This window comes from Streptomyces sp. NBC_00887 (genome assembly GCF_045207585.1).
Map to the genome: position 1 here is coordinate 363,202 of NZ_CP108788.1, position 25,268 is coordinate 388,469.

24 protein-coding genes and 4 pseudogenes are annotated in these 25,268 nt (G+C 67.9%); 15 read left to right on the forward strand and 13 right to left on the reverse strand.

Annotation, left to right across the window (positions count from 1 at the left end; genetic code table 11):
* Nucleotides 1-706 precede the first annotated feature (706 nt).
* From OG844_RS01665 to OG844_RS01690, 6 genes and pseudogenes are all read left to right on the forward strand, one after another.
* Nucleotides 707-1,120 (forward strand): hypothetical protein, encoded by a 414-nt coding sequence (locus tag OG844_RS01665; protein ID WP_406387608.1) that lies wholly within the window; start codon nt 707-709, stop codon nt 1,118-1,120.
* A gap of 795 nt (nt 1,121-1,915) precedes the next feature.
* The gene (locus tag OG844_RS01670) at nt 1,916-2,584 is read left to right on the forward strand and encodes a DUF4232 domain-containing protein (RefSeq protein ID WP_406387609.1); all 669 of its coding nucleotides are present in this window, start codon (nt 1,916-1,918) and stop codon (nt 2,582-2,584) included.
* A 114-nt stretch (nt 2,585-2,698) separates the two neighbouring features.
* Nucleotides 2,699-2,821: pseudogene (locus tag OG844_RS01675) on the forward strand (IS5/IS1182 family transposase); the annotation flags it as partial.
* 1,282 nt (nt 2,822-4,103) lie between these two features.
* Nucleotides 4,104-4,286 carry a hypothetical protein gene (locus tag OG844_RS01680; protein ID WP_406396389.1) on the forward strand — a complete coding sequence of 61 codons (183 nt, stop codon included), beginning with the start codon at nt 4,104-4,106 and terminating at the stop codon, nt 4,284-4,286.
* Nucleotides 4,244-5,086 carry a helicase associated domain-containing protein gene (locus OG844_RS01685; RefSeq protein ID WP_406395960.1) on the forward strand — a complete coding sequence of 281 codons (843 nt, stop codon included), beginning with the start codon at nt 4,244-4,246 and terminating at the stop codon, nt 5,084-5,086. Before OG844_RS01680 ends, OG844_RS01685 begins: the two co-directional genes overlap by 43 nt.
* 18 nt (nt 5,087-5,104) lie before the next feature.
* The gene (locus OG844_RS01690) at nt 5,105-5,281 is read left to right on the forward strand and encodes a hypothetical protein (protein ID WP_406387610.1); all 177 of its coding nucleotides are present in this window, start codon (nt 5,105-5,107) and stop codon (nt 5,279-5,281) included.
* A 59-nt stretch (nt 5,282-5,340) separates the two neighbouring features.
* Here the strand turns inward: OG844_RS01690 and OG844_RS01695 are convergent, their stop codons facing one another.
* The 3 genes and pseudogenes from OG844_RS01695 to OG844_RS01705 all read right to left on the reverse strand — a co-directional run bounded on the left by OG844_RS01695 (nt 5,341) and on the right by OG844_RS01705 (nt 7,180).
* A complete protein-coding gene (locus tag OG844_RS01695) occupies nt 5,341-5,973 on the reverse strand; it encodes a hypothetical protein (protein WP_406387612.1) in 633 nt (210 codons plus the stop codon).
* Nucleotides 5,970-6,101 (reverse strand): hypothetical protein, encoded by a 132-nt coding sequence (locus OG844_RS01700; RefSeq protein ID WP_406387613.1) that lies wholly within the window; start codon nt 6,099-6,101, stop codon nt 5,970-5,972. The genes OG844_RS01695 and OG844_RS01700 overlap by 4 nt, the downstream gene beginning before the upstream one ends.
* A gap of 226 nt (nt 6,102-6,327) precedes the next feature.
* A pseudogene (locus OG844_RS01705) lies at nt 6,328-7,180 on the reverse strand (IS5 family transposase).
* Between the two features lie 86 nt (nt 7,181-7,266).
* On the opposite strand from OG844_RS01705, the gene OG844_RS01710 reads away from it, so the two are divergent.
* Together OG844_RS01710 and OG844_RS01715 are read left to right on the forward strand one after the other, a co-directional pair.
* Nucleotides 7,267-7,611: a C40 family peptidase gene (locus OG844_RS01710; RefSeq protein ID WP_406387615.1), complete on the forward strand. Its 345-nt coding sequence runs from the start codon at nt 7,267-7,269 to the stop codon at nt 7,609-7,611.
* A gap of 222 nt (nt 7,612-7,833) precedes the next feature.
* On the forward strand, nt 7,834-8,265 hold the full coding sequence (locus tag OG844_RS01715) for a hypothetical protein (protein WP_406387616.1): 432 nt from the start codon (nt 7,834-7,836) through the stop codon (nt 8,263-8,265).
* 26 nt (nt 8,266-8,291) lie between these two features.
* Here the strand turns inward: OG844_RS01715 and OG844_RS01720 are convergent, their stop codons facing one another.
* Nucleotides 8,292-8,903 carry a DUF6461 domain-containing protein gene (locus OG844_RS01720; protein ID WP_406387617.1) on the reverse strand — a complete coding sequence of 204 codons (612 nt, stop codon included), beginning with the start codon at nt 8,901-8,903 and terminating at the stop codon, nt 8,292-8,294.
* Nucleotides 8,904-9,312: 409 nt separating this feature from the next.
* Between OG844_RS01720 and OG844_RS01725 the strand changes: the two genes are divergently transcribed.
* Together OG844_RS01725 and OG844_RS01730 are read left to right on the forward strand one after the other, a co-directional pair.
* A complete protein-coding gene (locus OG844_RS01725) occupies nt 9,313-9,489 on the forward strand; it encodes a hypothetical protein (RefSeq protein ID WP_406387619.1) in 177 nt (58 codons plus the stop codon).
* A gap of 13 nt (nt 9,490-9,502) precedes the next feature.
* Nucleotides 9,503-10,513, forward strand: a complete 1,011-nt coding sequence (locus OG844_RS01730) for a hypothetical protein (protein WP_406387620.1) — start codon at nt 9,503-9,505, stop codon at nt 10,511-10,513.
* Nucleotides 10,514-11,386: 873 nt separating this feature from the next.
* On the opposite strand, the gene OG844_RS01735 is transcribed toward OG844_RS01730, so the two are convergent.
* From OG844_RS01735 to OG844_RS01750, 4 genes are all read right to left on the reverse strand, one after another.
* Nucleotides 11,387-12,184 carry a hypothetical protein gene (locus OG844_RS01735; RefSeq protein ID WP_406387622.1) on the reverse strand — a complete coding sequence of 266 codons (798 nt, stop codon included), beginning with the start codon at nt 12,182-12,184 and terminating at the stop codon, nt 11,387-11,389.
* A gap of 514 nt (nt 12,185-12,698) precedes the next feature.
* Complete coding sequence (locus OG844_RS01740) at nt 12,699-12,848, reverse strand: hypothetical protein (protein WP_406387623.1); 150 nt, start codon at nt 12,846-12,848, stop codon at nt 12,699-12,701.
* A gap of 146 nt (nt 12,849-12,994) precedes the next feature.
* Nucleotides 12,995-13,906: an esterase/lipase family protein gene (locus OG844_RS01745; protein WP_406387624.1), complete on the reverse strand. Its 912-nt coding sequence runs from the start codon at nt 13,904-13,906 to the stop codon at nt 12,995-12,997.
* Between the two features lie 33 nt (nt 13,907-13,939).
* A complete protein-coding gene (locus tag OG844_RS01750; RefSeq protein WP_406387625.1) occupies nt 13,940-14,089 on the reverse strand; it encodes a hypothetical protein in 150 nt (49 codons plus the stop codon).
* A 189-nt stretch (nt 14,090-14,278) separates the two neighbouring features.
* On the opposite strand from OG844_RS01750, the gene OG844_RS01755 reads away from it, so the two are divergent.
* The 4 genes and pseudogenes from OG844_RS01755 (at nt 14,279) to OG844_RS01770 (ending at nt 18,311) form a co-directional block, all read left to right on the forward strand.
* Nucleotides 14,279-16,837 (forward strand): BTAD domain-containing putative transcriptional regulator, encoded by a 2,559-nt coding sequence (locus OG844_RS01755; RefSeq protein ID WP_406387626.1) that lies wholly within the window; start codon nt 14,279-14,281, stop codon nt 16,835-16,837.
* A complete protein-coding gene (locus OG844_RS01760; protein ID WP_406395961.1) occupies nt 16,752-17,126 on the forward strand; it encodes a tetratricopeptide repeat protein in 375 nt (124 codons plus the stop codon). The genes OG844_RS01755 and OG844_RS01760 overlap by 86 nt, the downstream gene beginning before the upstream one ends.
* Nucleotides 17,117-17,338 (forward strand): annotated as a pseudogene (locus tag OG844_RS01765) (helicase associated domain-containing protein); the annotation flags it as partial. The gene OG844_RS01760 and the pseudogene OG844_RS01765, both read left to right, overlap by 10 nt.
* A gap of 757 nt (nt 17,339-18,095) precedes the next feature.
* Entirely contained in the window at nt 18,096-18,311 is a 216-nt protein-coding gene (locus OG844_RS01770; protein ID WP_406387627.1) for a hypothetical protein, read from the forward strand.
* A gap of 292 nt (nt 18,312-18,603) precedes the next feature.
* On the opposite strand, the gene OG844_RS01775 is transcribed toward OG844_RS01770, so the two are convergent.
* Nucleotides 18,604-19,629, reverse strand: coding sequence for an MmcQ/YjbR family DNA-binding protein (locus OG844_RS01775; RefSeq protein WP_406387628.1), 1,026 nt, complete (start codon nt 19,627-19,629; stop codon nt 18,604-18,606).
* Nucleotides 19,630-19,745: 116 nt separating this feature from the next.
* Here OG844_RS01775 and OG844_RS01780 point away from each other — a divergent pair.
* Nucleotides 19,746-20,453, forward strand: a pseudogene (locus OG844_RS01780) (transposase); the annotation flags it as partial.
* A gap of 40 nt (nt 20,454-20,493) precedes the next feature.
* Here the strand turns inward: OG844_RS01780 and OG844_RS01785 are convergent.
* The 4 genes from OG844_RS01785 to OG844_RS01800 form a co-directional block, all read right to left on the reverse strand.
* A complete protein-coding gene (locus OG844_RS01785; RefSeq protein WP_406387629.1) occupies nt 20,494-22,134 on the reverse strand; it encodes an L-lactate permease in 1,641 nt (546 codons plus the stop codon).
* Between the two features lie 980 nt (nt 22,135-23,114).
* Nucleotides 23,115-23,564 (reverse strand): hypothetical protein, encoded by a 450-nt coding sequence (locus OG844_RS01790; RefSeq protein ID WP_406387631.1) that lies wholly within the window; start codon nt 23,562-23,564, stop codon nt 23,115-23,117.
* Between the two features lie 319 nt (nt 23,565-23,883).
* Nucleotides 23,884-24,324 (reverse strand): transposase, encoded by a 441-nt coding sequence (locus tag OG844_RS01795; protein WP_406395962.1) that lies wholly within the window; start codon nt 24,322-24,324, stop codon nt 23,884-23,886.
* Nucleotides 24,321-24,818 carry a transposase gene (locus OG844_RS01800; RefSeq protein WP_406387633.1) on the reverse strand — a complete coding sequence of 166 codons (498 nt, stop codon included), beginning with the start codon at nt 24,816-24,818 and terminating at the stop codon, nt 24,321-24,323. Before OG844_RS01800 ends, OG844_RS01795 begins: the two co-directional genes overlap by 4 nt.
* Nucleotides 24,819-25,268 lie beyond the last annotated feature (450 nt).

Genomic DNA, 25,268 nt, shown 5'->3' on the forward strand with positions numbered 1-25,268 from the left:
CGCATCTGAGAGCAGCCGCAGCGGGCAGGCCCGGGACGTAGCCGCCCACGGTGTCCGGCCTTGGCGCTACCCTCCGCGCGTGAACTTGCACTTCGACGACACCTACTTCTCCTGCACTCTGTGCGACGACGACAACGACCCGGATCCCCGGTTCCGGCGGGTCGACAAGGACCTGTGCGTCCGCTGCAACCGCGGGCAGCAGCAGGCTCGTACGTACTCGCTCTCCATAGCGCAGGTGAACGGAATCCCGGTTCAGCGCGACGCCTGCGCACTGTGCGAGGAGGAACCTAACTATGAGTTCGGCAGGGTGGACGAAGCCGGCCAGACCTTCTGGAACATCGACCACGACCATGCCTATTGCGGACGGGCAGGCTCCTGCGGCCGATGCGTCATCCGTGACACCCCCGCTTCAACGCCTACCTGGACAACCCTCCCGCCCGGCACCCAGACGCCCAGTCATGACTCCCCGTCCCCGACCCTCCTTGATGAACTACCCAAAGTGAGGCTAGCTGATAGAGTAGCTATTCGTTAAACAGAACACTGGGGGTAGAGCTTGAAGTTGACTGTCTTTCAGTTCGAGGGAACCGCCGAGGAACTCGACGCTTCCCAGGCTCTACGGGAGCTCACACAGCCCCGCCGTGGGACCACCAGCGTGGTGCAGCAGTCGGGACCGACGAGTTCAGCGATTCGGAACGCGATGCCTCGTGTGCCGGGGGTAGCTGAGGAAGGTCAGGAGACGGTCCGCGCGCTGCTCGGGCGCAGCCCGGCACCTGAGCTGTTCGTCCGCTTCCTGGCCGAGGCGACAGGGTGGGAGAACGTCGGTGTGCACGGAATCAAGCGCAAGGACGCGCAGCCGGGTGCTCCTCTCGACTACAGCCGGTACCTCCGGCTGCGCCGACAGGGCTCACAGCTGGGCGGCTTCGCCTACGTCTTTGCGGAGCGCAGCAGCATCAATCTCCGGCTCAACTACACCCGGGAGGAGCTCGACGAGGTTGGGGCCACGCAGGCGCGCATCCTCGTCACGGGTCACCGTGCGTACCGCGTCAGTGTCGATCTCAGCAACGAGACCAGCCTGACCCAGGCACTCCAGCTTGCCAATCTGGCCTACAACGCCACCTGAAGCAGCCGCTTCGCTGCTCGGGACAGAATGGGAAGACCGGCATGAACGTACGCCCCCACCAGAGAGAGGCCGTCGACGCGGTCCTGCGCGCCCTCGCCCTGCCAGACCGGGCCCTCCTTCCCAAGCGAGACTGAGGACGCAGCTCGTCATGGCCACCGGCTCCGCAAGACGCTCGTCGCCGCCCGCAGCGCGGAGGAGCTCCACGCGGGCCGCGTGCTGGTGCTTGTGCCCTCGCGTGTCCTGCCGCAGCGCGGACTGCCTCGGTATGCGGGGCGGGCCACCGCGTCGTTTCAGGCGTTGGCCCACCCCGCTCCGCAACAGAGTGGCTGTCTTCCCTGCGGTGCAGGCCGGGTCCAGGAGCAGGTCCTTGAGAGCGATGGCAGCCTCGCGGGCGGTTCGACCGCGGCGTGCCGGGCCTCCCCGTCGTCTTTGTCCCAGCGGCGGGCGTACTGATCCGGCGGGTAGCCCCAGTACGTAGCCGGTCGGCCTGGATCGGCACCCAGCTCGTCCACGGGGTCGATCCGCTTCTCCGCCACCGTGCACAGGTGGGCCCAGTTTGTCGCCCATATCTCGACCGCGCCGCCGTGAACGCCGACCTCACCCTGCTCAGGGCCTCGCCGAGCCGGGTCGGCGGCGTGTACGGCCACCGCTCGATGCCGGGTACTCCCTCGCCACGGCCGCCGTCACAATGTCACGAACCTGTTCGAAGACCGCTCCCGCTCGGTGCGATCAATGGGCAGCACCGCTCCCATGAGGCACGATCACCGGGACATTCCGAATCCCGGGGGACTTCTCATGGCTCACACCGCTCGTTCACGCCGTACCACCGCCGCACTCGCCGCTCTGTCGATCGGCATCCTGGCCCTGACCGCATGCGACGGTGACGTCGAGAACGACGCGGCCACCCCGGGCACGCACGCGAGCCCTTCCGCTACGAGTACGGACGAGGGCACCGACAAGCCCTCGTCGGCCGACCCTGGTGGCAGCGGCAGCGGGAAGTTCTCCGACAGCCCCAGCACCCCGCCGTCGTCGCCGAAGCCCGGGGCCGACGACGATCAGGACGGAGGTGTCGGCATGTGCGAGACGGCCGACCTCACCTACAACGTCACCGTCGCGTCCAGGCCGGTCAACCACGCCTTGCTGACCGCCAGCAACAAAGGCAGCGACCCCTGTCTGCTGTCGCCGAACGAGCTGGTGATCACGATTCCGGGGCTCGACGGCGCCGCCGGGCACATGGGACCCGCCGGCAAGGACTGGATTCTGAAGCCCGGCGAGAGCGCGTATGCCGGGATCATGTTCTCGCGCGCCGACACCGCGGGTGGCAAGAGCGCCGACAAGGTGGAAGTCGCACTCGCCGCTTCCGAGAGCCCGACGACCGTTCCGGTCAACGATGGCCCCGTCACGGTCAACGACAGCCAGGTCACCAGCTTCTTCGGTACCGCCGAGGACGCGCTGACCTACTGAGCTCTTTCAGCGTGGCCACTGATCGGGTGACGGGCTCGACGCCCGCGACGCACGAGGCTCCTGTGGCGCTGGGGGATTTTTCCGAAGTCTCACCCCCCAGGCGCAGGAGCCGCGTTGGTTCCGTATCCTGCCGCACGCGACCTGCCCCACGCCCTGGTCGAGCGGGCCACCTTGCTCATCGTCACCAGTGAGGGTGACCGCAGCTGCAAGCTCCCACCGCACCAGCATGCCCTGGTCACGGAGCGGAACCGGCTCGACGTACTGGCCGGCACCGTCTCCTGCCGCCGCCGTCCATGGACTGCGGGCCGGTTCGACAGACCGAATCACCGCTCCGCACCGTACCCATCGCCCCCCCCCAGGTCGGCGCCTCCGGATCAGCACTCCAGTTCGTGCCGACGATCGCGTCTTCCGTAGGCGATCTCGCTCGGGTCGCTGACGCTGCGTCGGGCCAGTACCCAGGGTCCGAAGCCGTTCTCCCAGTACGGGCGGATCGCGACACGCGCCCAGTCGCAAATCCGCTCACCGTGCGCGCCGGCCCCGCCGGAGATCCGGTTCCACCGCTGGCAGGCAGCGCGGCAACCAGCTGCTCCACCCGCGCGTCCGCCCCGCGCACGGTGATCACGGTGTCGTTGACCTTCGTGGCCAGCACGTGCGCGAGCCGTCGTTCCTCCAGCCACACTCGCAGGTGCGTTGCGGAAGTTTCCGCCGTTCTTCCCGGCCGGATCGTGCCCGTCATGGCCGAGGTCAGCTGCCGGCCATCGGCTTGAGCCCGGGCCACGATCTCGTTCAGGAACTGGCCGTCAACCGACGCTGACGCGGCTCCTGCCGCAGACGGCTTGGCTATGTTCTCGCTGGTCACAGGTGCACCCTTCCATGATCGGAATTACACCGTTCTTCTTACGGTCCTGCCGGTGGCGGTGAGGCAGCCGTCGCTGAGGTGGGGTCGGAGCTGGATTCTGCGTAACTCGCGGCGGAGTGTGCGGTCGAGGTCGTCGGGTGTGTCGAAGGCGGTGTTGGCCGTGGCTCTTCGCCCGAGTGACCAGACTGAGACGGCGGACAGCATGCTGACCTCCCCGGCGTTCGGCGGGCCGGCCAAGCTCTTGGAGGCGTTGCGGGCGCACAACGCGCGGATCGTGGAAACCCTCGCGGAGCAGCAGGCACCGAGCGCCTACAAGCCCGTCAGCAAGGACGCCAGCGGGAAGAAAGCACGGGCGAGGGCTCCGGGGGCGTCAGCGCCCCCGCCAAGGCCCTGCTGAGGTTCTCCACGCCCCGCGACCCGGCCACCCTCGCCGCGTTCATCAACCTGCGCGTCCTCAACCCCGAGCACGAGCACTGGCGCCGTGGCGTGGAGGCCGCTGTGATCTACGCCCGCGAACACGGTGACCTACGGGTGCCGTTCACGTTTCGCGTCCCGGCCGTCGACGACCAGGAGGCGGAAGGCGAGGGGTGACCGGCCGCGCTCGCCGGGTTCCCGCTGGGGCAGTGGACCGCCGACGCCAGGAGGTTCTACGCCGGCAACATGGACGAGGACCGTGCCGCCCAGTTGGAAAAGCTCGGCATGATCTCGTCCCACTTCGACGTCGCGAGGGAGGAGGGCCTGACCGCCGCGCGCGGGCCGCCGCCCGCAAGGCTGCCGAGAACGGGCACCTTCTGGCACCGCTGGACGCCACGTTCCAGGGTGCGGCGGTGGGTATTTGGTTGAAGAACGCGCGGGCGGCCGCGCGGAAGGCGCAGGAGATCGAGCGGCGGCGCGCGGAGGGTCTGCCGGTGGAGTCGTCGGCCGGTGCGCTGTCGGACACCCGGCGCGAGCAGCTGGAGGAGATCGACGCCTCTTGGTGCCCGTCGTGGCCGGTGACGTGGCAGCGGTCCTTCCACCTGGTCCGGATGCACCTGGACACCGGTGAGGCGCTGCCCACCGAGGCGCGCGAGGTCCTGCGCCAGGGCGAGGATCTGGGGCGGTGGGTGACGTCGGTGCGGTACGGGTGGGACCAGCTCACCGGCGTGCAGCGGTGGATGTGCGAGCAGGTCCTCGGGATCACGCCCGCGACCGAGGAGGAAAGGCCGAAGCGGCGCCGTTCGCAGTCCGACAAGTGGGCGATGAACTACGAGGCCGCCAAGCAGTTCTACGAGCGCGAGGGGCACCTTCAGGTCCCAAGGAAGTGGGTTGAGCGGATCGTCGGCGAGGACCAGGAGGAGCGGGAGGAGCGGGAGGAGCGGGAGCACAAGCTGGGGGCCTGGATGGGGAATCAGCGCAGCCGGGCGGCGACGCTGACGCCGGAGCGGATGGAGCAGCTGTCCGCGATCGGGATTGCGGTGGGCGTAGCGCGCAAGCGCGACAGTGGGCTGGGTAGGACTTCTGCCCAGCCTATTGCCGTCGATGCCCGGGGAGCCCGGCCTTACTCACAGCCCCGGCTCCTTGGGGTACTCGGGGACGCTGTGGTCCGGATCGCGCAGCCACTCACGTGTCACAGCGGCACGCTGCCGGGACGATGGCGTGAGTAAGATCCGCGCGGCAGAAGGATGGCTGTTGAGTGGGAGCGCATCGGGCAGCCCCTGTTCGACCGGATCGTCGAGGCCTTGGTGCACCGCCTGTACGACGCCGAGGCGACGGTGGAGGTGGTCAACGGGCGCGGCAGGGACGACGGCATCGACATCAAGTCACCAGCGGGCCGGGGTGCGTTCAAAGCAGCACGATGACCTCTTGCGTCCGCTGCCCGCCTGGCAGGGCAGGTCAGAACGCATCAGCTGCGCCACAGTTACGAGGTGGTACGGGTACCGGGGATGTAGTGGATCTGCCAGCGTTTCCAGTCGCGTCGTGTGTGCGCGGCCAGCTCGGTGGTTGTCAGGGCGGCGGTCTTCGCGGAGGCAAGACGTTGATGCCACGGGCCGGAACGGGGGCCGGTGAGAAGAGCTTCCAGCAACGGGCCGGCCAGGACGTGGTGGTCGAAGCGGGCAGGGCCGGCGGAGGCGAGCAATGCCAGTGGCGGCAGGTGGGCGGGGCGCAAGCCGGCCAGGGTTCGGCGTACGGCGGGGGCCGCGCCCCAGCAGGTGTCCAGGATCAGGGCTTTGGCCGTCAGCGGGCTGCTCAGGGAAGCGAGGTCGGTGTCTAGGAAGCCCTCGGGCTGAGGTCCGGGGTAGGAGTGTGCGCAGAGGTAGAGGACGTCTGCGGTGGCGCCGAGCGCGCGGTCTGCGTCTCCGGGTGCCACGATCAGGACTGGCTCGGTCGGGGACGGCAGGGAGGTCACGCGGCGCAGGTAGGTCAGGCGGGCGGCGACACGGCGTGCATCCTCCTGACAGCGTGGGGAGCGGGCGGGCGCGGCTGTCAGGACGCGCAGGTTCCGCACGATGCGGATGTGTCGTCGGCCGGAGTGCTGCGGGCCGGGTCTCATCCGAATCTCTCCCAGCCTGCCGTCGTGCAGTCGGTCTCGTAAGCGGGCAGTGGGGTGTCGTTGAGGTCGCGGTACTGCTGCTTCGGGTCCACCGTCCGGCCCGCGACCTGCGGGTTCTGCCCCGTCATCCGCTCCCCCTGGGCTGTCGCGTGCCGGCCCGGCGTCGTGGTCCTGTGCGCCCTGCTGGCGTCCGGTGCTCGTCATGTTCTCGGTCCGGCTTCCCAGCCGGTCTTGCAGAGCCTACTGGGCGTCACGGGTCGGCTGTTCGGTGATGGTGGCACGGTCTGGGCGCAGGTGGCGGGACGGGTCAGCCGCGTGGGGTGTACCAGGGCACTGGGGCCTGTCTTCAAAGGGTCATATCCACATCAGGAGTGACGCGATGGTGAGTGCCGCTTCGTAGGATTCGCGGGTTTTGTCGTAGCGGGTGGCGATGGCCCGGTACTGCTTTAAGCACTTTCGACAAGGAGCGCTACAAACAGCGCAACGTCGTCGAGCGCTGCTTCAACGCGTGGCGGCCTGCCGCCGTTGCTGCCGCGACGACGGCGGTTCGCCTGCTGGTCCGACCGTTCCGGGATGGTGTGCGGGATTCCGCTTTTCCGCAGGTAGTTGCGTATGGATCGACTGCTGTATCCCTTGTCGCCCAGGAGATGGTCGGGTCGGTTGCGCGGTCGGCCTGGGTCTGGGCGGCGAACCTTGATTTGCGCGAGGACCTGCTCGAACTGCGTACAGTCGTTGGTGTTGCCGCCTGTGACGACAAAGCCGAGCGGACGGCCGCGGCCGTCGCAGGCGAGGTGAATCTTGGTCGTCAGTCCGCCACGGGATCGTCCGAGGGCGTGAGCGTGTGCCGTTTCTGCGGGACCTGCCCCTTTTTACGGGCGCCGGCCGCGTGCTGATGAGCGCGGGTGATCGTGGAGTCCACCGATACCAGCCAGTCAACGTCCCCTGCCGCATCCTTCTGAGCCTGAACGGCCTCAAGCATCCGCGTGAACGTGCCATCGAGCGCCCACCTGCGGAAACGTGTGTACAAGGTCCGCCAGGACCCATACCTCTCCGGCACATCACGCCAGGCCGAACCGGTCCGCAGCTTCCACACGATCCCGTTCAGCACCACCCGGTCGTCTCGCCGGGGCCGCCCCGTGCCCGTCCGCGGAAGCAGCCCCGACAGAACGTCCCACTCGTCGTCCGAGAGCTCATGTCGCCGCACCATGCAACAGTGTTTGAAGACAGGCCCTAGCGCAGAAGGGCGTCCCGTACTCCTGGGGCGGCGGCAACGCGAAGGGCCCCTCGTCGGGGGTGTGCTGCTCGCCCGGAGGGCAGGACGGCCGCAGGGTCACGGGGTTCGACTGCTCAGGGCTCGCCCTGTACGCATTCGCCAAGGTGGGGATATCGCTGCCGCGTACCGCCTCCGCGCAGGCCTGTGTCGGCACCCGGATCCCCGCCTCCGCCGGAATCGGAGCACTCAAGCCCGGCGACCTGGTGTTCTACGGCTACATCCCCACCCGGAACAGCACCATCCACCACGTCGGGATCTACCTCGGCAACGGTCAGATGATCAATGCCGCCCGGCCCGGCACCAGGGTCCGGGTCGACTCCGGCACCTCCATGTCCGACTACGCCGGAGGAGCCCGCGTCCTGTGACCACCACACAGTCAGGTAGCGGCCGCGGCCGCGGCCGCGCCCTCCTCGCAGCAGCCGGGGTCCTGGCCGCGACCGGCTGCACGCTCGTCGTCTACGCGATGCCGTCGGGCGAAAGGTCAGCACCTTCCCTACCGCTCGCCCTCTCTTCCCCCCCACCCGGCGCAGACCCGGAGCAGCTCGGACACCGGGCTGCCGGCCGACGAGGGGCTTGGGGCCGATGAGGTGAGGTCTGTACCAGCGGCGAGCACCGCGTCGCCACCCGTCCTGGCGGAGGAAGAGGTCCTGCCGGAGCCAGGTGCCGGTCCCCGTGCCGACCCGCTGGTGCAACGCGCGTTGGACCGGGCGATTCCTGCCGACCTGTCCCCGGAAGATGAACGACAGCTCACCGCGCTGGGGCGGGCGGTGTGGATGGCAGAGATCACCGGTGCGGGACGGTCGAAGTGGCCCGCCTACTTTCCCGAACGACGGACGGTTGCGACGTACTCCCGGATCCGGATCCAAGGGCTGATCGCCCGCCGCGACACCTACCATCCGGCCGGCGTGATTGTGCAACTCGTACGGGCGGGAGCCGACCCGTCCGGCGCGTTCATCGATGGCCGAGCCGCCGCTGTCCGCTTCGCACGCAAAGCACAGACGTGGGCACCCGTACGGTGAACTTCCGCCGCATATCCGGTCGGGAGTTACCTGAGTGGATCGGGCACACGACCGCAGGTGAACTCCGCCGACGCGAAGAGCTCTGGGGTCAGGCGTACGCCTGTGATGTGTTCGGCGAGGGCGAAGGCAGCTTCGGTGTGCCTGTTGAGGTTGTCTTCGTCCATGTCGTTCAGATCGAAGCCCGCCTCCTCCATCTCCGTGAGGAGCCCGTCGGGGTGGCCGCCGTCGCGGCGGTTGGGCATGCCGGGTTCGAAGTGCAGGCGGGTGGCTCCGTCCTGGTACCAGTAAAACTGGTCGCCCGCGTTGACGTTGCAGTAGTGGGAGACCACTGTCCGGCCGCTCGAGATAGGGAGCATGATCGTGTCCGCGATGCCCACGTAGCCGTTGTGCTCGACCATCAGCGTCCAGTCACCAATGGAAGTCGCCGCCACGAAGCGCTCACCGTCTTCGACCTGTCCGTACGCTAGCCCGTCCAGTGCCCTCACACCCGTCATGCGTTCCCCGGGGTCGGCCCCGAGCGCCTTGAGCAGCGCATCCGGGCCAAGGCCTTGGATAAGGGTGATGCAGTACGCCTCCATGAGAAATGGGTACTGCTTCTCGAGCCATAGATAATCGGCGGCGGTGCTCCTGTCGGTCATGCCCGCAGCATGCCAGCCGCTGCTGCCACCCAGCCGTCTGCACGGCTCCGCGGTGAGTGAGTGGGCGCGCAGTCGTGGTGAGTTCGCTCCCAGAGGCTCATAGCACCCTGCCGCCTGGACCTTCGCGCACCACACGCGTCCCGGAGGCTCTGACCAGGGATGGTGAGTGCGAGATGCACCGCCACGTAAGCGTCAGCAACTCACCACCGACCCCGTGCCCCAACCGTGATCTCAACCGGGTGGCCATGGTGAGCGAATCGGTGAGTGGCGCCGGGTTCCTTAGGAACAACACCTGATCGCCTCTCCCTTCGGAGTCCCGCATGCCCCTTCAACTCTCCCGCGCGACGAGCCCGGCCCCGCCGACGGCGACGGAGCCGATCACGCACGCCATCCCGTCCGAGAGGGACTCATGACGTCCCGCACGATGAACCTTGCCTCAGCCCCTGCGGCCGCATGGGACACCCTGACCTCCCTCGGCTCCCTGGCCTGGTCATGGGCGAACTGGACGTACGAGTACGCGTGGCTGCTGGGGCTGATCGGCGGCATCGCGGGTGGCGCCTCGGCGTCTGTCTGCAGCGGCTCTTGAGCGGCGGACGTACGTGGAGCTGCTGCCGTCGCGTCAGTTCGAGGCGAGTGGCGAGGAGATCGGCCGGTTCGGCGCGCAGTTGGTCCGGGCTGCCGGTGCGGGTCCGTGGTGGACACCGAGGTCTGCTCGTACGGTGCGGGTGCGGCTGCGAGCCGACGGCAGCAAGCCGCTGACCTACCGGGTCGAGGCCCCGGCGTCGGCGCGGCATCTGCTGTTGCAGACGCCGTACGCCCGGGTGCGCTCGGAGCCGGCCCGGCCGATAGGAGACAAGCGCAAGCTGCCGGAGCACACGGTGCGGGCGGTATTCAGCCTGCACGGCGCCCCGGGGTCACGGCTGCGGGAAGTACCGCTGGAGCCCGATCCGCTGCAGCCGCTCATCGACGCGGTCGCCGACCTGCGGGCAGATCTGGGCGATCTGGCAGAGATGTGTCTGGACCTGTCGCCGGCGTCGAAGTGGCGCCTTCGGGCCAGGCGCTGGCAGGTCGTCGACGCGGCGCGGGATCACGCGCGGCGTGAGTCTCGGCGGGAAGCGCGGTGGATGACGCAGGACGCCGCGACGATGGAGGACGCCCTGACCTGGCAGGTGACGAGGCTGACCATGCCTCAGGAGCAGCGGTCGGGGTCGGGGCGGAGTCTGCTGATGGCGCCGCGGCCGCCGAGGGTGGATCGGGACAAGGCGCTGGGGAAGCTGGCGGAGGATGCCGGGCTGGTTCGGGTGCAGTTGCTCGTGCGGTGTTCTTCCGACGTGGTTGGCCGGGCCGAGCGACGGCTGCGGCACATCGAAGCGGCCCTGGACGTCTACGCGGCACGAACCCGGTTCTCCTCGGCCGGCTGGTCCCTGGGCCCGCTGCGTCTGGGCCCCGACCGGTGGCCGTGGCGGGACCGGTTCGACGAGCAGTGGACGACCGGACTGATCCGGCCCGGCCGCAATGCGTGGGCCCGGGTCGATGAGCTCGCCGGTTTCCTGAAACCGCCGACCGTGCACGCCCGGGTGCTCCACCATCGCCCGAGCCAAGCACTATAAGGCAACGCCGTTCCATGGATCCGAAGGTCGTCCGCCGGTATTTAGATCATGGCCATGAGTCGGTCCCCGTGAAGCTGATCAATCCGAGGGTTGGGCGGGCGTGTACTTTCCTCGCCGCGAGGTGCCGGCAGTTATGCCGACGCAGTGCCCGAGCGGCGCAGGAGTGCACTCCCTGTAGCTGCGGCGCCTCCGGCCCCAGAGTGCGGCCCGACCTGTGCGGGCCCCCGGTGGATGCGTCCTCCCCCGGGGGCCCGCCGCCCTCTTCGGAGCTCCGAGGACCCCCAGCGTCGTAACGACGGACCTGCAAGGGCTCGGTACCGCAACTCAGCTGCGGGGAGCAGGTTATGGGTGCTAGTCGTAGCTGGACGTCGAGCGAGAGCTAGGGCAACGCATGATCATTCTGGACAGTTGCGTGATTCGCAGATTGAGTCTTGACGGCGGCGAGGCGGACGTCCTGCGCGCCATCAGGCGGACCAAGGCGGAGCGGATCTGCGCTCCCTGGATGGCAGTTGAGGAACTCGCTGCCCAAAAGGCACTGGCCTACGAAGAGGCGCACGAGGCCGCCGCACTTGCACTCAGCCGCCTCCAGGGCAGGAGCCACCAGCCGGAGCCGAAGCCAATTCCGAGCCCGTCGCCCGCACGTGGCCGTTGTAGCGGAGCCCGTTACGCTCAAGGTGGATGGCATGGTGTCCGCCAAGTGGGACGCCGTCGGGCGTCACGAGAGGCTCATCAGAGTCGATCGGCGCCGCGTAGAGACCGAGAAGATCGCGGAGCGATGTCGGGCGTTGGGGCCCCAAGGCCGAGCGAACCGCTTCCAGGCTGCCGACACCCGGCCCGAATTGCTGACGGACACTGATCATGGTCTCGTCCTTCTCAGCGAGGGCTGACCAGGACACGGACGAGTCCGCGGCCGCTGGCGAGCGGGGTCAATGCCTTACCGATGATGGCGCCAAGCGCCCTGTGGGGTTCTGTCACGCGGCGAGCATGACCGTTGGTGGAAGAGGTTGTGAGCAGGTTGCCCGGGTGGATGGGGGTGGCATCGGCGTCGGCCAAGCACCACACCTTGCCCACTAGCGCAACCGCTACGCCGCCGTCGTGGCGATCGAGCACGACGGCCGGCTTCTCTCCGCCAGTACCAGACACGATCCCGGCTACTGCTGTGTCGTATTCCTGCTCACATGCTTGGACCTGACCGTCTTCACCGACTATGACAACCGTTCCAGGAGCAACGGCGGGGTCAGCAGCAGTCAGGGCCTCGGCGTAGTCGGCACCTGCGAGGAGAAGGTCGCCCGTAACCAGGACGTCGCCATCAAAGACGCCGGCTTTCCCCCCGGCTACGTTACTCGTGGCGAATACACCATTTCCACCCCTACCAAACAGGCCGTTGCCGCCGTTGTCGTTCACTCCGGCAACGCCGGCCTTAGCGGAAATATTGCCTATTCCCAGAACGCCGTCGTTGTTCTGGCTTACTCCGACAACGCCGTTCCCGTCCTTGCCGTCTCCGAATAGGCCGTTGAAGCCCCGGCCGAATACGCCGTTTCCGCTGTTTTCGTTGACGCCAGCAACGCCGGCCTTGCCGGGAGCATTGCCGAGTCCAAGGACGCCGTCTTCCTTCTCGCTTGTTCCGAGGATTCCAGCCTCGCTCTGTCCGGATCCAGATATCTGCGCCATGGCTACCTCCCTGCCCTAGTCGAGCTTGCTCTAAATTGACCACGTAATGGCCGAGTATTGGATCACATGGTTCGATTCTCGTTTGTGATTCCGAAAATCGAGCAATAGCTCAACGGTCTCACTGGGGTGTTGTGGGTTGTATCCCGGATTAGCCCCGGAGCCGCGATCCAACCAGGGGACTCGATCTACAATCAGTTCCCCCCACGAACCGCGCCCCATACCCACCGTGACACAGACCCCAGCCAGCCGCACCGTCAAAGGGCGTAGGCTCCCCGAACTTCGGGCCATCTTCGAGGAGTAGCGGATGCGGCGCTGGCGCAGCTTGATTATCGATGCGTGGGGAGCACTGGCCTACAAACCTGCGTTCGAGCAAGTGGCTGACGGCCGTTCCGGTCGACTACCTGGCCACGCCGGGGCTTCTTGGGCCACTGAGCTGGGACTTTGCGTGTTGCGGTTCTGTCCGGTTGAGCACGTGAGTTCCGGTTGATCATGTCAATCCGAGTGTGGCCAGAGGTCAGCCTGGGTGGCGGGCATTGTGGCGGGTGGCGGCAGCAATGTTGGTGTGGCCGTCCTGTCGGCAGACGCTGATAGCGAGGTTGCGAAGACTGGCCATCACGCGGGGCAGGCGGTCGGCGCGGATAGTGGAGGCGTCCTCGGCAAACATGGTGCTGCTTTCTACGGATCGCGGTCCCGTACGACGGACATGGGTTAATCAGCGTCCGTCGTACGGGGTGCTCCCCAAGCAGTGCCGGGCTACTGGCGGTTGCGCTCAGCGACAGTAATCGCTCGCCATGCCATTTCTCGGAGGGTTCACCAGCGGCTGTGCCAGTAAAGGGCGTTCATGGTGGCCCGCAGAGGCGCAGCGCCTTGCGGCAGTGATCCCCAGGCGCCGCCGTTGTTGGTATACCGGAGCGGGAAGGTGCCGGCCCGCTTGGTGCGCAGCTTGGTGTGATCGAGACCGGAGCTCTCCGAGTAGCGCACCAAATGCTGCGCCCCGACGTCAGTGGGAGCCGCGTTGCCGGCGCCGACCGTACCGTCGGCATTCGAGCCGATGAGCGTCCAGTCCGTTCCCCCCTTCGCCTGGGGGAGGGTGGGGCCGAGCCAGCGTCGGAAGGTGCCGTTCGGGTAGCGCATCTCCCGGCACTGCAGGTTGGAGGAGCAGAGGGCGGCAAACAGTGCGGCCTTCTGCGGGGTGCCCAGGTTGACGACGTCCTCTACCAAGAGGACCGGCGGCCAGGTCGGGTCACCCTTCTCGTATCCGGCCAGCGCGGCACGGGCGATCAGTCCGCCCATCGAGTGGCCGACGACGTCGACGGTCTGCCCCTTGGAGGAGTACATGTCGTGGATCTTCCACGCGAGGCCGCGCCCGAGATCTTTCAGGGAGGTATCCACGGTGCCCTTGCCCTCAGGGTCGATCCGTACGTCACACCCGATGCCGCCGTTCTCGGCGTCCTCCTCGTCGTCCTCCTCATAGAAACCGACGCGGTGTAGGGTCCCCTCCCACTTGGACTTCTTGAACAGTGTGGCGGCGGAGTTCCACTTCTCTCCACAGGTGTGACCTGGGGTGTAGCCCTTTATGAAGAAGACCGGGCGTTGCTTGCTGTCTTCCCGCGCAGCTGAGGTCTCGGCCTCAGAGGAAGTGGCGGCGCTGGCCGCAGGCGTCATGGTGAGGAGGACGGCGGCGCTCACTACGGACGTGACGAGAGACGATCTGAGTCGCATAAATACTCCCATTAAGGATTGTCCCGTAACGATCTAGGGGACGGTGGCGGCGGGGCCGGTCGCGGTGCCACCCCTTCGCTTTCCGGCGAGGGCGAGGTTGTGCAGTCGGGCGGTGCCGAACATGGCGTGATGGACGCCGTCGCCTTTGAGTCGGCAGTCACGCAGGATCTTCCAACCCTTCATGCGGGCGAAGTTGTGCCAGCTACCCGTGTCCTTGCCAGGCTCCGAACCACCCGGTTTGGGACACGTCTGCTACTATGCTCGGCCGACTTGGGGGAAACCTTGCCGAAACCTTGATACAGCAGGTCAGAGTGGCCGCTCCGGCACCTCTACCTGCGCGAGAGGCACCACGGCATGGTGAAGTTCTGTTTGTTGAGCGCCCTTGAGGTACGGAACGAGGGGCACCGGGTACCCCTGGGTCACCCGCAGCAACAGTCCGTGCTGGCGGCCTTGCTGATCGACGCCAACTACCCCGTGCCAGCCGATCAACTCCTCCACCGGGTGTGGGGCGGCGACGGGACCGCACGGGCCCAGACCACGCTCTACGCCTACATCTCCCGGCTCCGCCGCGCCCTGAGCCCTCACGGCACCCGTATAGTCCGCCGCTCCGGCGGTTACGTCCTGGAGGTCGACGAGGCCGTAGTGGACCTGTACCGCTTCCGCCGTCTGATCCGGCAAGCCGCGGAAGCCACTGATGACCACGCCGCCCGGGCACTGTTCGAACAGGGGCTCGGGTTGTGGCACGGTGAGCCCCTGTCCGGGCTGAAATCCCCCTGGTTGGACACCGTGCGCGCGCAGTTGGAGGCGGAACGGTGGGCCGCGCAACTGGATCACACCGATGTCATGCTGCGTACCGGCCGCCACAGCGAATGCCTCGCCCCCCTCACAGCGCGGGCCGACGCCCATCCGCTGGACGAGCGCCTCGCCGCCCAGCTGCTCCTGGCCCTGTACCGCAGCGGACGCCCCACGGACGCCCTGCACCACTACCAGGGCCTCCGGCTCCTGCTCTCCGAGGAGCTGGGCAGCGACCCGGAACCGGCGCTGCGCGAGCTCCACCAGCAGATCCTGAACTCGGACCCGCAGCTCGCCCCGCCGGCCCGCGCCCCGTTGAGCGTGGCGCGGACCACGCCGGTCCCCCGGCAGCTGCCCGCCCCGCCGCCGTTGTTCACCGGCCGCGGCAGCGAGCTCGCCCAGCTGGACAAGCTGTTGACAACTGAGTCCGAACCGGGCGGTGCAGTGCTGGTCTCGGCGATCTGCGGGACCGGCGGCGTCGGCAAGACCTGGATTGCGCTGCACTGGGCCCACGGCCGATACGAGCAATTCCCCGACGGGCAGCTCTGTGCCGACCTGCAGGGGTTCACCCCTGCAGGGGAGCCGGCCGACCCGCACGTGGTCATGCGGGGATTCCTGGAAGCCCTCGGCGTCAGCTCCGCGGACATCCCCACGGACCCGCAGGCGAATGCCGCGTTGTACCGAAGCCTGACGACAGGCAAGAGGATCCTCATCCTGCTCGACAACGCCCACAGCACCGAGCAGGTGCTGCCCCTGCTCCCCGGCAGCCCCACTTGCACAGTTCTGATCACCAGCCGGCGCCAGCTCCCCGCACTGACGGCCTCCCACGGCGCCGCGCAACTCACCCTGGAAACCCTCGCCCCTGCCGAGGCGCACGACCTGCTCGCCCGGCGCCTCGGCGCCGAACAGCTCACCGACGACCCCGACACCGTCACCGAGATCCTCCAGTACTGCGGCGGGCTCCCCCTGGCCATCAGTGTCCTGGCCGCCCGCCTCACCACCAGCCCGATGCTCACCCTTACCGCCCTGGCTGCAGAGCTGCACCAGACCGCGACCCGGCTCGACGCCCTGGACACCGGCGAGACATCCGCCGACGTGCGGACCGTCTTCGCCTCCTCCTACCTCGCCCTCGACGACGACTGCGCCCGGGTGTTCCGCCAGCTCGCCCAGGCACCCGGCCCCGACCTCGCCCTGCCCGCCGCCACCAGCCTCACCGCCCAACCGCCCGCCCGCCTCCGCACCTGGCTGCGCCGCCTCCAGGCCCACCACCTCGTCCAGGAACGCAGCCCCGGCCGCTTCTCCTGCCACGACCTGCTGCGCGCCTACGCCCTCGAGCTGGCGCAGACCGTAGCTCCCGCCGCCGAAGGGCGGGCGGCCCTCACCCGGGTGCTCGACCACTACGCGCACACCGCATATGCCGCCGACCGGCTCCTGCTGCCCCACCGCGACCCGATCCCACTGGCCCCGCCCGCACACGGCGCCCTTCCGGAAGAACTCACCACGCACGACAGGGCGATGGAATGGTTCACGAACGAGCACCCCGTGCTCACCGCGACCGTCGACCACTCCGTGCGCACCGGCCAGGACGCCCGCGCCTGGCAGACGGCCTGGGCCCTCACCACCTACCTCGCCCGGCGCGGACGCTGGGCCGACATCGCCGACCTGCACACCCTCTCTCGCCGCCGCCGTCCGCCTCGGCGACCCGGCCGCCCAGGTCGAATCCCACCGCTCGCTCGCCTGGGCTCTCACCGAGACCGGCCGCTACGCCGAAGCTCACCGCGAGCTGGCACATGCACTGTCCCTCCCGGAGACGACCGGCAGCCTTGTCCCCCGGGCCCACACCCACCTCGCGCTCGGCTGGCTATACGAACGCGAAGACGACCGGGCCGCAGCCCTGCGACACGACCAGAGCGCCGTCGACCTGTTCACCTCCGCCGGACACCTCGCAGGAAGGGCACGCGCACTGAACGCGGTGGCCTGGGACCACGCCCAGAACGGAGACCACGCCACCTCGGTGCACCGCGGTCAAGAAGCACTCGCCATCCAGCAGGAGCTGGGCGACTCCCGCGGCCAGGCCGGCACCTGGGACACCCTCGGATACGCCTACCACCAGCTCGGCGACCATACGAACGCCATTGACGGTTACGAACGCAGCCTGGAACTCAACCGCGCACTGGGCCACCGCTACAACGAAGCCGAGAACCTCTTCCACCTGGGCCAGACCCACCAGGCGACAGGAACCGTCGAAGTTGCCAGGGAAGTCGTGCGGCAGGCCCTCGACATCTACCTCGAAGTCCGCGCCCCCGAATCAGACCTGGAGCAGGTCCGCGCCCTGTTGGCCGAACTCGACGCAGCGCCCGCTGACGGTGGCGCATTCAACCAGACAGCAGAGCTCCATATGCCGGGCCGGTGGGGTGGGCGGCTGTGAGCGCCTTCGAGAAGGGCGTGGCGGCCCTGGCGCAGTACAAGGCCCGCGAGGGCTCTGTGACCGTCCCCAGGGCTCATGTGGAGCGGCTGGAGGACGGGAGTGAGGTGAAGCTGGGGGTGTTCCTCAGCAACAGCAAGAGCCGCCGGGCCAAGCTGACCGCCGACAAGATCGCCGCACTGGCCGGCCTCGGGCTGGAGTGGGCCGCGGCCTGACGTCGTTTTCAGGGGCCCGGCGTCGCCCGATGGACGGAGTGCAGCGCCAGGTCGGACTGGAGAGGACCCCGGGCGAGCCGTGCGGCCCGGGGTCTTTCGCTGACCCGGGCCCAGCGGCACCGCGTCCCAGGGCCTACACGCACTCCAGTGCGATGTCGTGCCCCCGAAGGCGGCGGCATCGCACTGGAGTGCGTGTAGGCCCTGGGATCTTGGGCGGCCTGCGGGCAATGTGGAGCCGTGCCGCCACTGACGCGAGGGTGCAGCAGCCGCTGTTCAGCTCAGGCGGTAGTCGAGGAGCGCGAGGCCGGCGGCGGCGCGGTGTTGGTAGGCGCGCAGTCCGGGGGCGCCGGGGGCGCGGGCTTCCGGGCGTTGCGGTGCCAGTGGCCGGTGAGTGCGGCCAGGAACGCCGTGGTGGTGTCCGGGCTGTCGGCGGTGGCGGGATGGTCGCGGAGCAGACGGGCGACGTCCGTGGGCGCGTGTCCGGCGAGGACGAGCTGCGGGGCGAGGGAGGCCGACAGCCGTCACTTTCAGCTGCCCGGGCGGCAGACGAAACAGCTCGCGGAGTATCTTCTGTGGCATCCCTTGTCCGCGGAGACAGCCTGAGCGCTGCTGCAAGAACCCGGCGAAGTGGTTCCGGCCGCCCGACGGCTACCAGTGCCAGGCACGGTGAGCTCCTACGAGCCCGACCCGGGTCGGGTGATATTCGTCCCGGCGGGCGCCCACCCGGCCATCGCCGTGCCCGCTCACCGGACCCGAGATGGACGACACGGCCGCACCGCCCCGCCTGCAGTCCTGGCGGAACCGTCTCACCGTCGACCATGCCGGGCTCCAGCTCCGCCTCGGCCCGGACGCCCACTGGTACCCGTACACACGCGAAAACGGCGAGTGGTGGCCGTGCGCGCCCTGTACCCCTGACCCGGTCGCCGCCCTCACCGCCGCATGGGACAGCCGCCAGTCACCCGGCGTCGCGTAGACCGGTCATCGGCGCCCTCGGGCAGGCCGCGTCACGCGCTCGGCGCCGCCGAGCGCGACTCACGGCCCTGCGGGGACAGAGGCCGGTAGTACTGGCGAGGCCGACGCCGCGCGCACCAGATACCGTGCCGACCGATACCGCGCATACGCAGGAGACCGGCTGTGATTCTTGAGATCCGTACCTACCGGCTGAGGCCGGGCACCGGTGACGAGTTCGTTCGCGTGATGCGGGAGGAGTCGGTGCCATTGCTCTGGAGAAGGCCGGTATCCGGGTGGTTGATTACCGTTCCGCCTCAGCCGGGTCCAGCCTTCGTGATCTTGACGTACAGGTATTCGTCCAGGACCTTCGCGAGGGATACGGAGGGTCGGCCGACCGCCCCGGGCAGATCCTCCTCGGTCACGTCCATCGCTTCGAGCAGGCTCTGTGCCCAAAACCGTCCAAGCCGCAGATGGCCGGCGAACGCCGCAGCGTCGCGTGCGCCGTGGAGTTGCTCGGCGATGGCCGCGTCCCACGGCATCACACCGTGCGGTCGCAGGGCATAGAGCGCCTTGGCCGCTGCCGTCGGGCCCAGCGAGCGAGCGCGCGGACCGGAGGCGACGCGGAGCGCCGCGAGTTGTGCGTAGGCGTCGGCGAATGTGGAAATGTCGCGGTCCGAAAGGGCCGTCAGGCCGGCAACGGGCAGTTCCGCGCCGCAGTCGCGCCACCACTCCTCCACGCCGGTGTCGAACGGTGCCGGTTCTCCCTCGCGGGGATAACGAATACGGCAGCCCCATGAGTTGAGCCATCGCAGGAGCGCGGCCCTGTGGTGCTCATCGGACAGGTCCAGTGCCGGCCGTGTGCTGTCCAGGAGCCTCAGCCAGCTGGTGTCAATGTTGCTGAATCCGTTGAACACACCGGCGGCGTGCCGCAGTTCGTCTGGAGAGGGAGCAGCCGGGAAGGGCGGGGCGGAGGCCGGCACGTCGCGGTCGAACCGGGTGCCGCGAAGGCGGTCCGCGGCCACGCGCTTCGGCACGACCATACGCCAGGCCTCGATGACGATTTCCTCCATCTCGGTTACGTCGAGAGCGTCCAGGCGGACCTCGAGCCAATTGAATCGTTGAATCGCCGGAGCAGGCATGCTGAATTTCTCGGGCTCGGCGGCGATCGCATCCGCCCGTTCTGCTTTAGGGAATGCGAATCCCATCGTGGTCTCGTCCTTGGAGAACGAGAGGTAGACGATGCGGTTGACCCGGAACTTGACTCGATCCCTGACCACAGCCTCTTCCGTTCGCGGCAGGGAGTGTGCCAGTTGGCGCACCTCTTTGATCGTTGCCATCATCCTGAGGATTCCTTTATTCTTCAACTGGTCCTGGTGCTCACTGTTGCCCGCCACAGGGCGGAGGAGGCGTCGCAGCGACGCCTCCGGCTCAGCCTCCCATGATGTACGGAGGTGGCCGCCAGTGCGGTGAACGCCGGCGCCAGGCCGCCCATCCCGCCAAGGCGGTGCCCGAGCTGGTCGCGACCGGGCCCTCGCAGGTGTTCACCTGGGACATCACCAAGGCCGCCGGACCGGCCAAGGGCGTCTGGTATCACGCCTACGTCATCATCGACATCTTCAGCCGGTACATCGTCGGCCACACCGTCGAGCGGGCCGAATCGGCGGTGCGGGCCGAGGAACTGATCCGCGAGACCATCGCCCGCAACGGCATCGTGCCCCAGACCGTGCACGCGGACCGCGGCACCTCGATGACATCGAAGAAGGTCTCCCAGCTACTGATCGACCTCGGCGTGACACGCTCGCACTCGAGGCCGAAGGTCTCCAACGACAACCCGTACAGCGAAGCCCAGTTCAAGACCACGAAGTACATGTCGGACTATCCCGAACGGTTCGATTCCCTGGCCCACGCCCGCGAATGGTTCGACACGTTCCTCGCGTACTACAACCACGAGCACCGGCACTCGGGCATCGGCTGGCACACACCCGCCTCCGTCCACTTCGGGACCGCCGAGGAAGTCCGCGACCAGCGCGCCGTCACCCTCGCCCAGGCATACACCCGCCACCCCGAACGCTTCGGCCGCCACCCCCGACCACCCGCAATACCCCAGACCGCCTGGATCAACGACCCGGCGAAACGCAGAGACCCCGCACCACAAATCTCATAGCGCCACAACCGTCTCACTGGACTTGAAATTCACCGGCCCGTCAGTGCACGGTCATCCAGCCGAGCACCCGTGTCGTCTGGAGGAAAACGATCAGGCACATTCCGGCAAGCAGAAGCACGCTCCATCGGAACATCCGCCGGAACAGATCGCCTTCAGCGCCGTGCATCCCCGTGGCTGCGGCGGCGATGGTCAGGTTCTGCAGCGAGATCATCTTGCCCACCACGCCTCCCGAGGCATTCGCCGCGGTGAGCAGGGTCGCCGGAAGGCCCGCCTTGTCGGCCGCGGTGACCTGCAACGCCCCGAACAGCGCGTTGGACGAAGTGTCCGATCCGGTCAACGCAACACCGAGCCATCCGAGAATGGGAGAGATCACGACAAACGCACCACCGGTACCGGCAAGCCAGGTGCCCAACACCATCGTTTGGCCGCTTGCATTCATCACGAACGACAGAGCCAGCAGTCCCGAGATGGTAGTGATCGGCCCACGCAAACGACCGAGTGTTTCGGCGAGAGCGGTGACCGCGACCCGGGGCGGTATGTGCAATACCACCATAGTGGCGAGGCCCGAGATCAGCAGCAAGGTACCGGTTGCGGCCAGCCAGTTGAACTTGAACATCGGCAGCGTCGACGGTTCTCCCCCCGATGTCAACAGATGCAGGCCGGGCCAAGGGAAGGTGACCGTGGCCGAGTTGAGCGCATCAGCGACGGGCTTCCACTGCGAGAACACGAAGATGGAGACGATCGCAAGGTAGGGGGCATAGGCACGCCAGACCTCCGTTCGGACGCCGGACGTCACTGGCAGCGGGGACGCACTCGCCTGGGGCGTGTCGGGATGAGCGATGACAGACGGAGCAGGGGCAGGGGACCGACGTACATGCTGTGCGCGGACTACTACCGTGACCACGCAGGCGCTCACCAGCGCGGAGCTGATGTCCGCGAGCGGAACGGAGATGTAATTGGATGTCACGAACTGTGTGAGCCCGTACGACACACCGCAGGCCAGGGCGGGAAACCACGTCTGGCGGACGCCCCGGCGCCCGTCCGCGATCCCCACCACCAGGAGAGGGACGAACACCGCGATGATCGGTACCTGCCGACCGGCCATCGCGCCGAGGTCGGCCATCGGCAGATCACTGACCTTGGCCAAGGTCGTGATGGGCAGCCCCAGCGGACCGAAGGCCGCCGGCACCGTGTTCGCGACAAGAGCCACTGCCGCTGCGCGCATCGGGCGGAAACCGCCCCCCACCAGCATGACGGTGGTGATCGCCACCGGAGTCCCCTGCCCGGCAAGCCCTTCGAGTAACGAGCCGAAGCAAAAGGCGATGATGATTGCCTGAATGCGCTGATCCTTGCTCACTGCGGCGAACGAGTGGCACAGAACGTCGAAGTGGCCGCTGTGCACCGTCATGGAATGGATCCAGATCGCGGCGACCAAGGTCCACGCGAGAGGGAACAAGCCGAAGGCCGCCCCCTGACCGGCGGCGAGCACAGCCTGCCCGGTAGGCATGCCATAGCCGAGAACAGCCACCAGCGCAGCGACTGCCAGGCTTCCCCAGGACGCCACCCAGGCTTTGGTGCGGAAAACTCCCAAGAACACGAAGAGGGCTGCGATGGGGACCAGGGCGAGCAGCGCGCTCCAAGCCAATGAGCCGAACACCGGATCGATGGTTTGCCGGTACAAGGCAGCCCTCCTCAGTCGACGGAAGGCCGGCACATCCAGCCACGGCAGGTCGCCTGCTAAGGATCAGACGCGGGGTGTGCACGATCATCTTCCGTATTGCTCTCTCCGTCGAGGGCCAGAAGCCACGTCGACGACGGGGAGACAACGCAGCAGGTCGCGCAGCCGCAGGAGCGTTTCCTGGCTGTGTCACCTTCTCCGGGCCATGGTCCTGCGCGAACGCCGTTCGGCATCCAGCATGCCGGTGGTTGCGGGCAGGTGTTCCCGAGGTGATTGCGGCGGTATCCCAGGGAGTTCGACGTGCTTGAGGACACGCAATCGACGAACGTCGAACCTCGACCGGACGCACGGGGGAGAGCGGCTCATCCTCGGCCGGCTGACTGTGGGACGGCGGATCGTTCTTGGGTGCGGATCCTCTCCGGGGATGATTGAGCTGGTGTTTTGCTGATTTGGGTGTGGGCGGGATGCTGGCGTCTCTACCGTGCGGGTAGAGGAGGTAGGTCGCTGACCTGCGGCGGGATGCCACAAAAAAGGAGGGGCCGCCAGATAGTCAGCCAGGTCCAGGGGCGGGACGGACTGTCCATGGCGGGAAGCGCGCGAGCGCCGAGCTCTGGAGGCACGACAATCCATCTACCAGGAGCTTCATCTCTTCTCGCACCCAGCCACACACCAACTCACGCCGCCGTCAGCCAGGTTCGCAAGGCCAGTGCAAAGGCTGACAACAAATGAGCAGGGTCGGTGCCGTAGGAGCCCGGCCTCCCGGGGCCCTACGGCACCTGGACCAAGGACGGCGGCCAGGACGCCGCGGAGCTCGCGCCGAGCAGCTGAACCGAGTGTGCCTTCGCCCTCGCTGCAGGTGCCGAGCGGGCCATAGGCGCCCTGGCGCACGGGCGCGACGGGTGATCACCCAGGCGACGTCTCCCCGCGGGCCCAGTGCCCCCATCGCTGTTCGGTGGCCTGGCGGGCGATACCTCCGACCCCCGTCAGCCGTCCACGGACGTTCTGGTCATCTCGTCGCAGTCGGAAGGTGTCGTGTCGTTGGCCCCGTCGACGAGGCATATCTTCAGGCCCACTTTCTGACCCGCCGTGACGTTGCCGAACGGGTCCCAGACCACGTACTCCCAGGCGCCGTTCCCGTTGTACTTCGAGCCGAGGTAGGTGCCGTCGAGCCATGCGTAGGCCCTCACGCCATGGGTGTCCTCGCAGGCGTCCCAGACCTCGATGTAGTCGTCGTTGGACCCGCCGCCCGGGGCTCCCTCTCCGTAATCGATGAAGTCGGCCGAGCCGCACACGTCGGCGGTCCAGACCGTGAAGCTGTCGTCCACTGCCACGGCCGAGGGGGCGGCAACTTTCTGGGCTTGGGCCGCCGGCGCCCCCCACAGCGCGACCGCCGTAGCAGCGACTCCCAGCCCTGCAATGATCTTCTGGCGCATATCGCTCTCCGATTCTGGTGATCCATCCGGAACTGAGGGAAAGACCGAACCCCATGACCGTCCGGCAGTCCGTCGCCCGGATGGCCCCTTGGGGCTCGCATCACCGAGTTCAGCGGTCGGCGCATTGTTTGGCAGGGCTGTTCCAGCGGCCAAACAATGGCCGGTCGCGAACTCTCCGGTCGGTGGTGGGGGCGCCTCGCAGGGCTTTGTTAGCTTCTACGGTGTGGTTCGGGTTCTGGGGCGGGTTGGCCACATATGGAACAGGCGCCGGTCCAGGTGGCCAGGAGTGCCTGGAGTTCGCGGAGGACCGCGTACAGGGTCAGGCCTGCGCAGGGGCCTTTGGGTCGAGTCGCAGGAGGGTGCAGAAGGCCTGGGCGAGGGCGGCGAGGGTGACGTGGCGGTGCCAGCCCAGGTAACTGCGGCCTTCGAAGTGGTCCAGGCTCAGGCCGTCCTTGAGTTCGCGGTAGTCGTGTTCAACTCTCCAGCGGATCTTGCAGATGCGTACGAGCTCGCGCAGCGGTGTGTCGGTGGACAGGGTGGAAAGCCAGTAGTCGGTGGGCTCGGCGGTGTCGTGGGGCCATTCGGCGATCAGCCAGCATTCGGGCAGTGATCCGTCGGCGGCGCGGGGTATGTCCTTGTTCGCCGGCCGTACGCGCAGGGCGGTGAACTGCGAGCGCATTTCGGCGGTGGGGTTGCGCTTGCTGGTCTTGGTTCCCTGGCGCCAGGTGACGGTGCGGCGGGCTGATCTGCCTGCGTTCAGGGCGAGTTGGCGAAGGTTACTTGGTTTGTCCGGGTAGGCGGGGGCCGGGGGGGGCCTCGGCCTCTGTAGGGGGCGCGTGCTGGTTCAGCGTCGGCGGGTTGTTGGGCACTGGTGGTGGCATTGACGGCCACCGCGTAGAGCAGACCGCGGTAAGTCAGGCCCTGGCGGAAACCGGTGGCGTCGCCGTAGCCGGCGTCGGCGGTCACCGGCAGGCCGGGCAGGCCCCACTCGCCCGTGACTTCGTCGAGCATGTCCAGGGCCAGACGCCACTTCTCGCGGTGGCGCTCCTCGTCGGGGATCTTTGCCTGGGCGCGGCGGCGCACGATGGCCCCAGCCATCAGCGGGTCGTCACCGTGCTTGGCATCGTCCCAGCTCTCGGGGATGAACAGCCGCCAGTCGATGGCCGAAGAGGCCTTCTCGCTGGCGAGGTTGACGCTCACGCCGATCTGACAGTTGCCGCGCTTGCCCAGCGCACCGCAGTACATCCGGGCCACCCCGGGGAGTCCATGCCGTCTTTGGGGAAGCCTGTGTCGTCGATGGTGTACGCCTCGGGGGTGATGTGCGCGTTCGCCCACCGCACGACCTTGGAACTGCGCCCTGTGCGGTGCACGCCTGCACCGGGATCGGTCTCTCGGCACCCACCAGACCAGCACTGGACTCCTGAGCGAACCCACCGAACTCTGGGCCTGCGCGCCCACCTGCCCGTGACCACAACTGTGCGGCATCGCAGTGGGAAGGGCTCGGAACGGGTGTTTCGGTAGCGCTGCGGCCGTGCCAGGTCGCACGGGTCTTGTCCTGGAGCGGCATCGCCGCGTATGTGCCGGATGCGGGGCGGCGGGCGGCACTCGCCGTCGCTTAGCCACTGTGCCGGGCTTCATCGGCTTGGAGGTCGACGCTGCCGACCGTTCAGTTACGGCCTGTCTGAAGCGGTTCTTCCTTCAACA

Excerpts from the sequence above, each read along its gene's own strand:
- OG844_RS01670 (WP_406387609.1), top strand. The coding sequence starts at position 1,916 with ATGGCTCACACCGCTCGTTCACGCCGTACCACCGCCGCACTCGCCGCT.
- OG844_RS01680 (WP_406396389.1), top strand. The coding sequence starts at position 4,104 with ATGGACGAGGACCGTGCCGCCCAGTTGGAAAAGCTCGGCATGATCTCG.
- OG844_RS01690 (WP_406387610.1), top strand. The coding sequence starts at position 5,105 with ATGGCTGTTGAGTGGGAGCGCATCGGGCAGCCCCTGTTCGACCGGATC.
- OG844_RS01695 (WP_406387612.1), bottom strand. The coding sequence starts at position 5,973 with ATGAGACCCGGCCCGCAGCACTCCGGCCGACGACACATCCGCATCGTG.
- OG844_RS01700 (WP_406387613.1), bottom strand. The coding sequence starts at position 6,101 with ATGACGGGGCAGAACCCGCAGGTCGCGGGCCGGACGGTGGACCCGAAG.
- OG844_RS01720 (WP_406387617.1), bottom strand. The coding sequence starts at position 8,903 with ATGACCGACAGGAGCACCGCCGCCGATTATCTATGGCTCGAGAAGCAG.
- OG844_RS01725 (WP_406387619.1), top strand. The coding sequence starts at position 9,313 with ATGACGTCCCGCACGATGAACCTTGCCTCAGCCCCTGCGGCCGCATGG.
- OG844_RS01735 (WP_406387622.1), bottom strand. The coding sequence starts at position 12,184 with ATGGCGCAGATATCTGGATCCGGACAGAGCGAGGCTGGAATCCTCGGA.
- OG844_RS01740 (WP_406387623.1), bottom strand. The coding sequence starts at position 12,848 with ATGTTTGCCGAGGACGCCTCCACTATCCGCGCCGACCGCCTGCCCCGC.
- OG844_RS01745 (WP_406387624.1), bottom strand. The coding sequence starts at position 13,906 with ATGCGACTCAGATCGTCTCTCGTCACGTCCGTAGTGAGCGCCGCCGTC.
- OG844_RS01750 (WP_406387625.1), bottom strand. The coding sequence starts at position 14,089 with ATGAAGGGTTGGAAGATCCTGCGTGACTGCCGACTCAAAGGCGACGGC.
- OG844_RS01770 (WP_406387627.1), top strand. The coding sequence starts at position 18,096 with ATGGACGACACGGCCGCACCGCCCCGCCTGCAGTCCTGGCGGAACCGT.
- OG844_RS01775 (WP_406387628.1), bottom strand. The coding sequence starts at position 19,629 with ATGATGGCAACGATCAAAGAGGTGCGCCAACTGGCACACTCCCTGCCG.
- OG844_RS01790 (WP_406387631.1), bottom strand. The coding sequence starts at position 23,564 with ATGCGCCAGAAGATCATTGCAGGGCTGGGAGTCGCTGCTACGGCGGTC.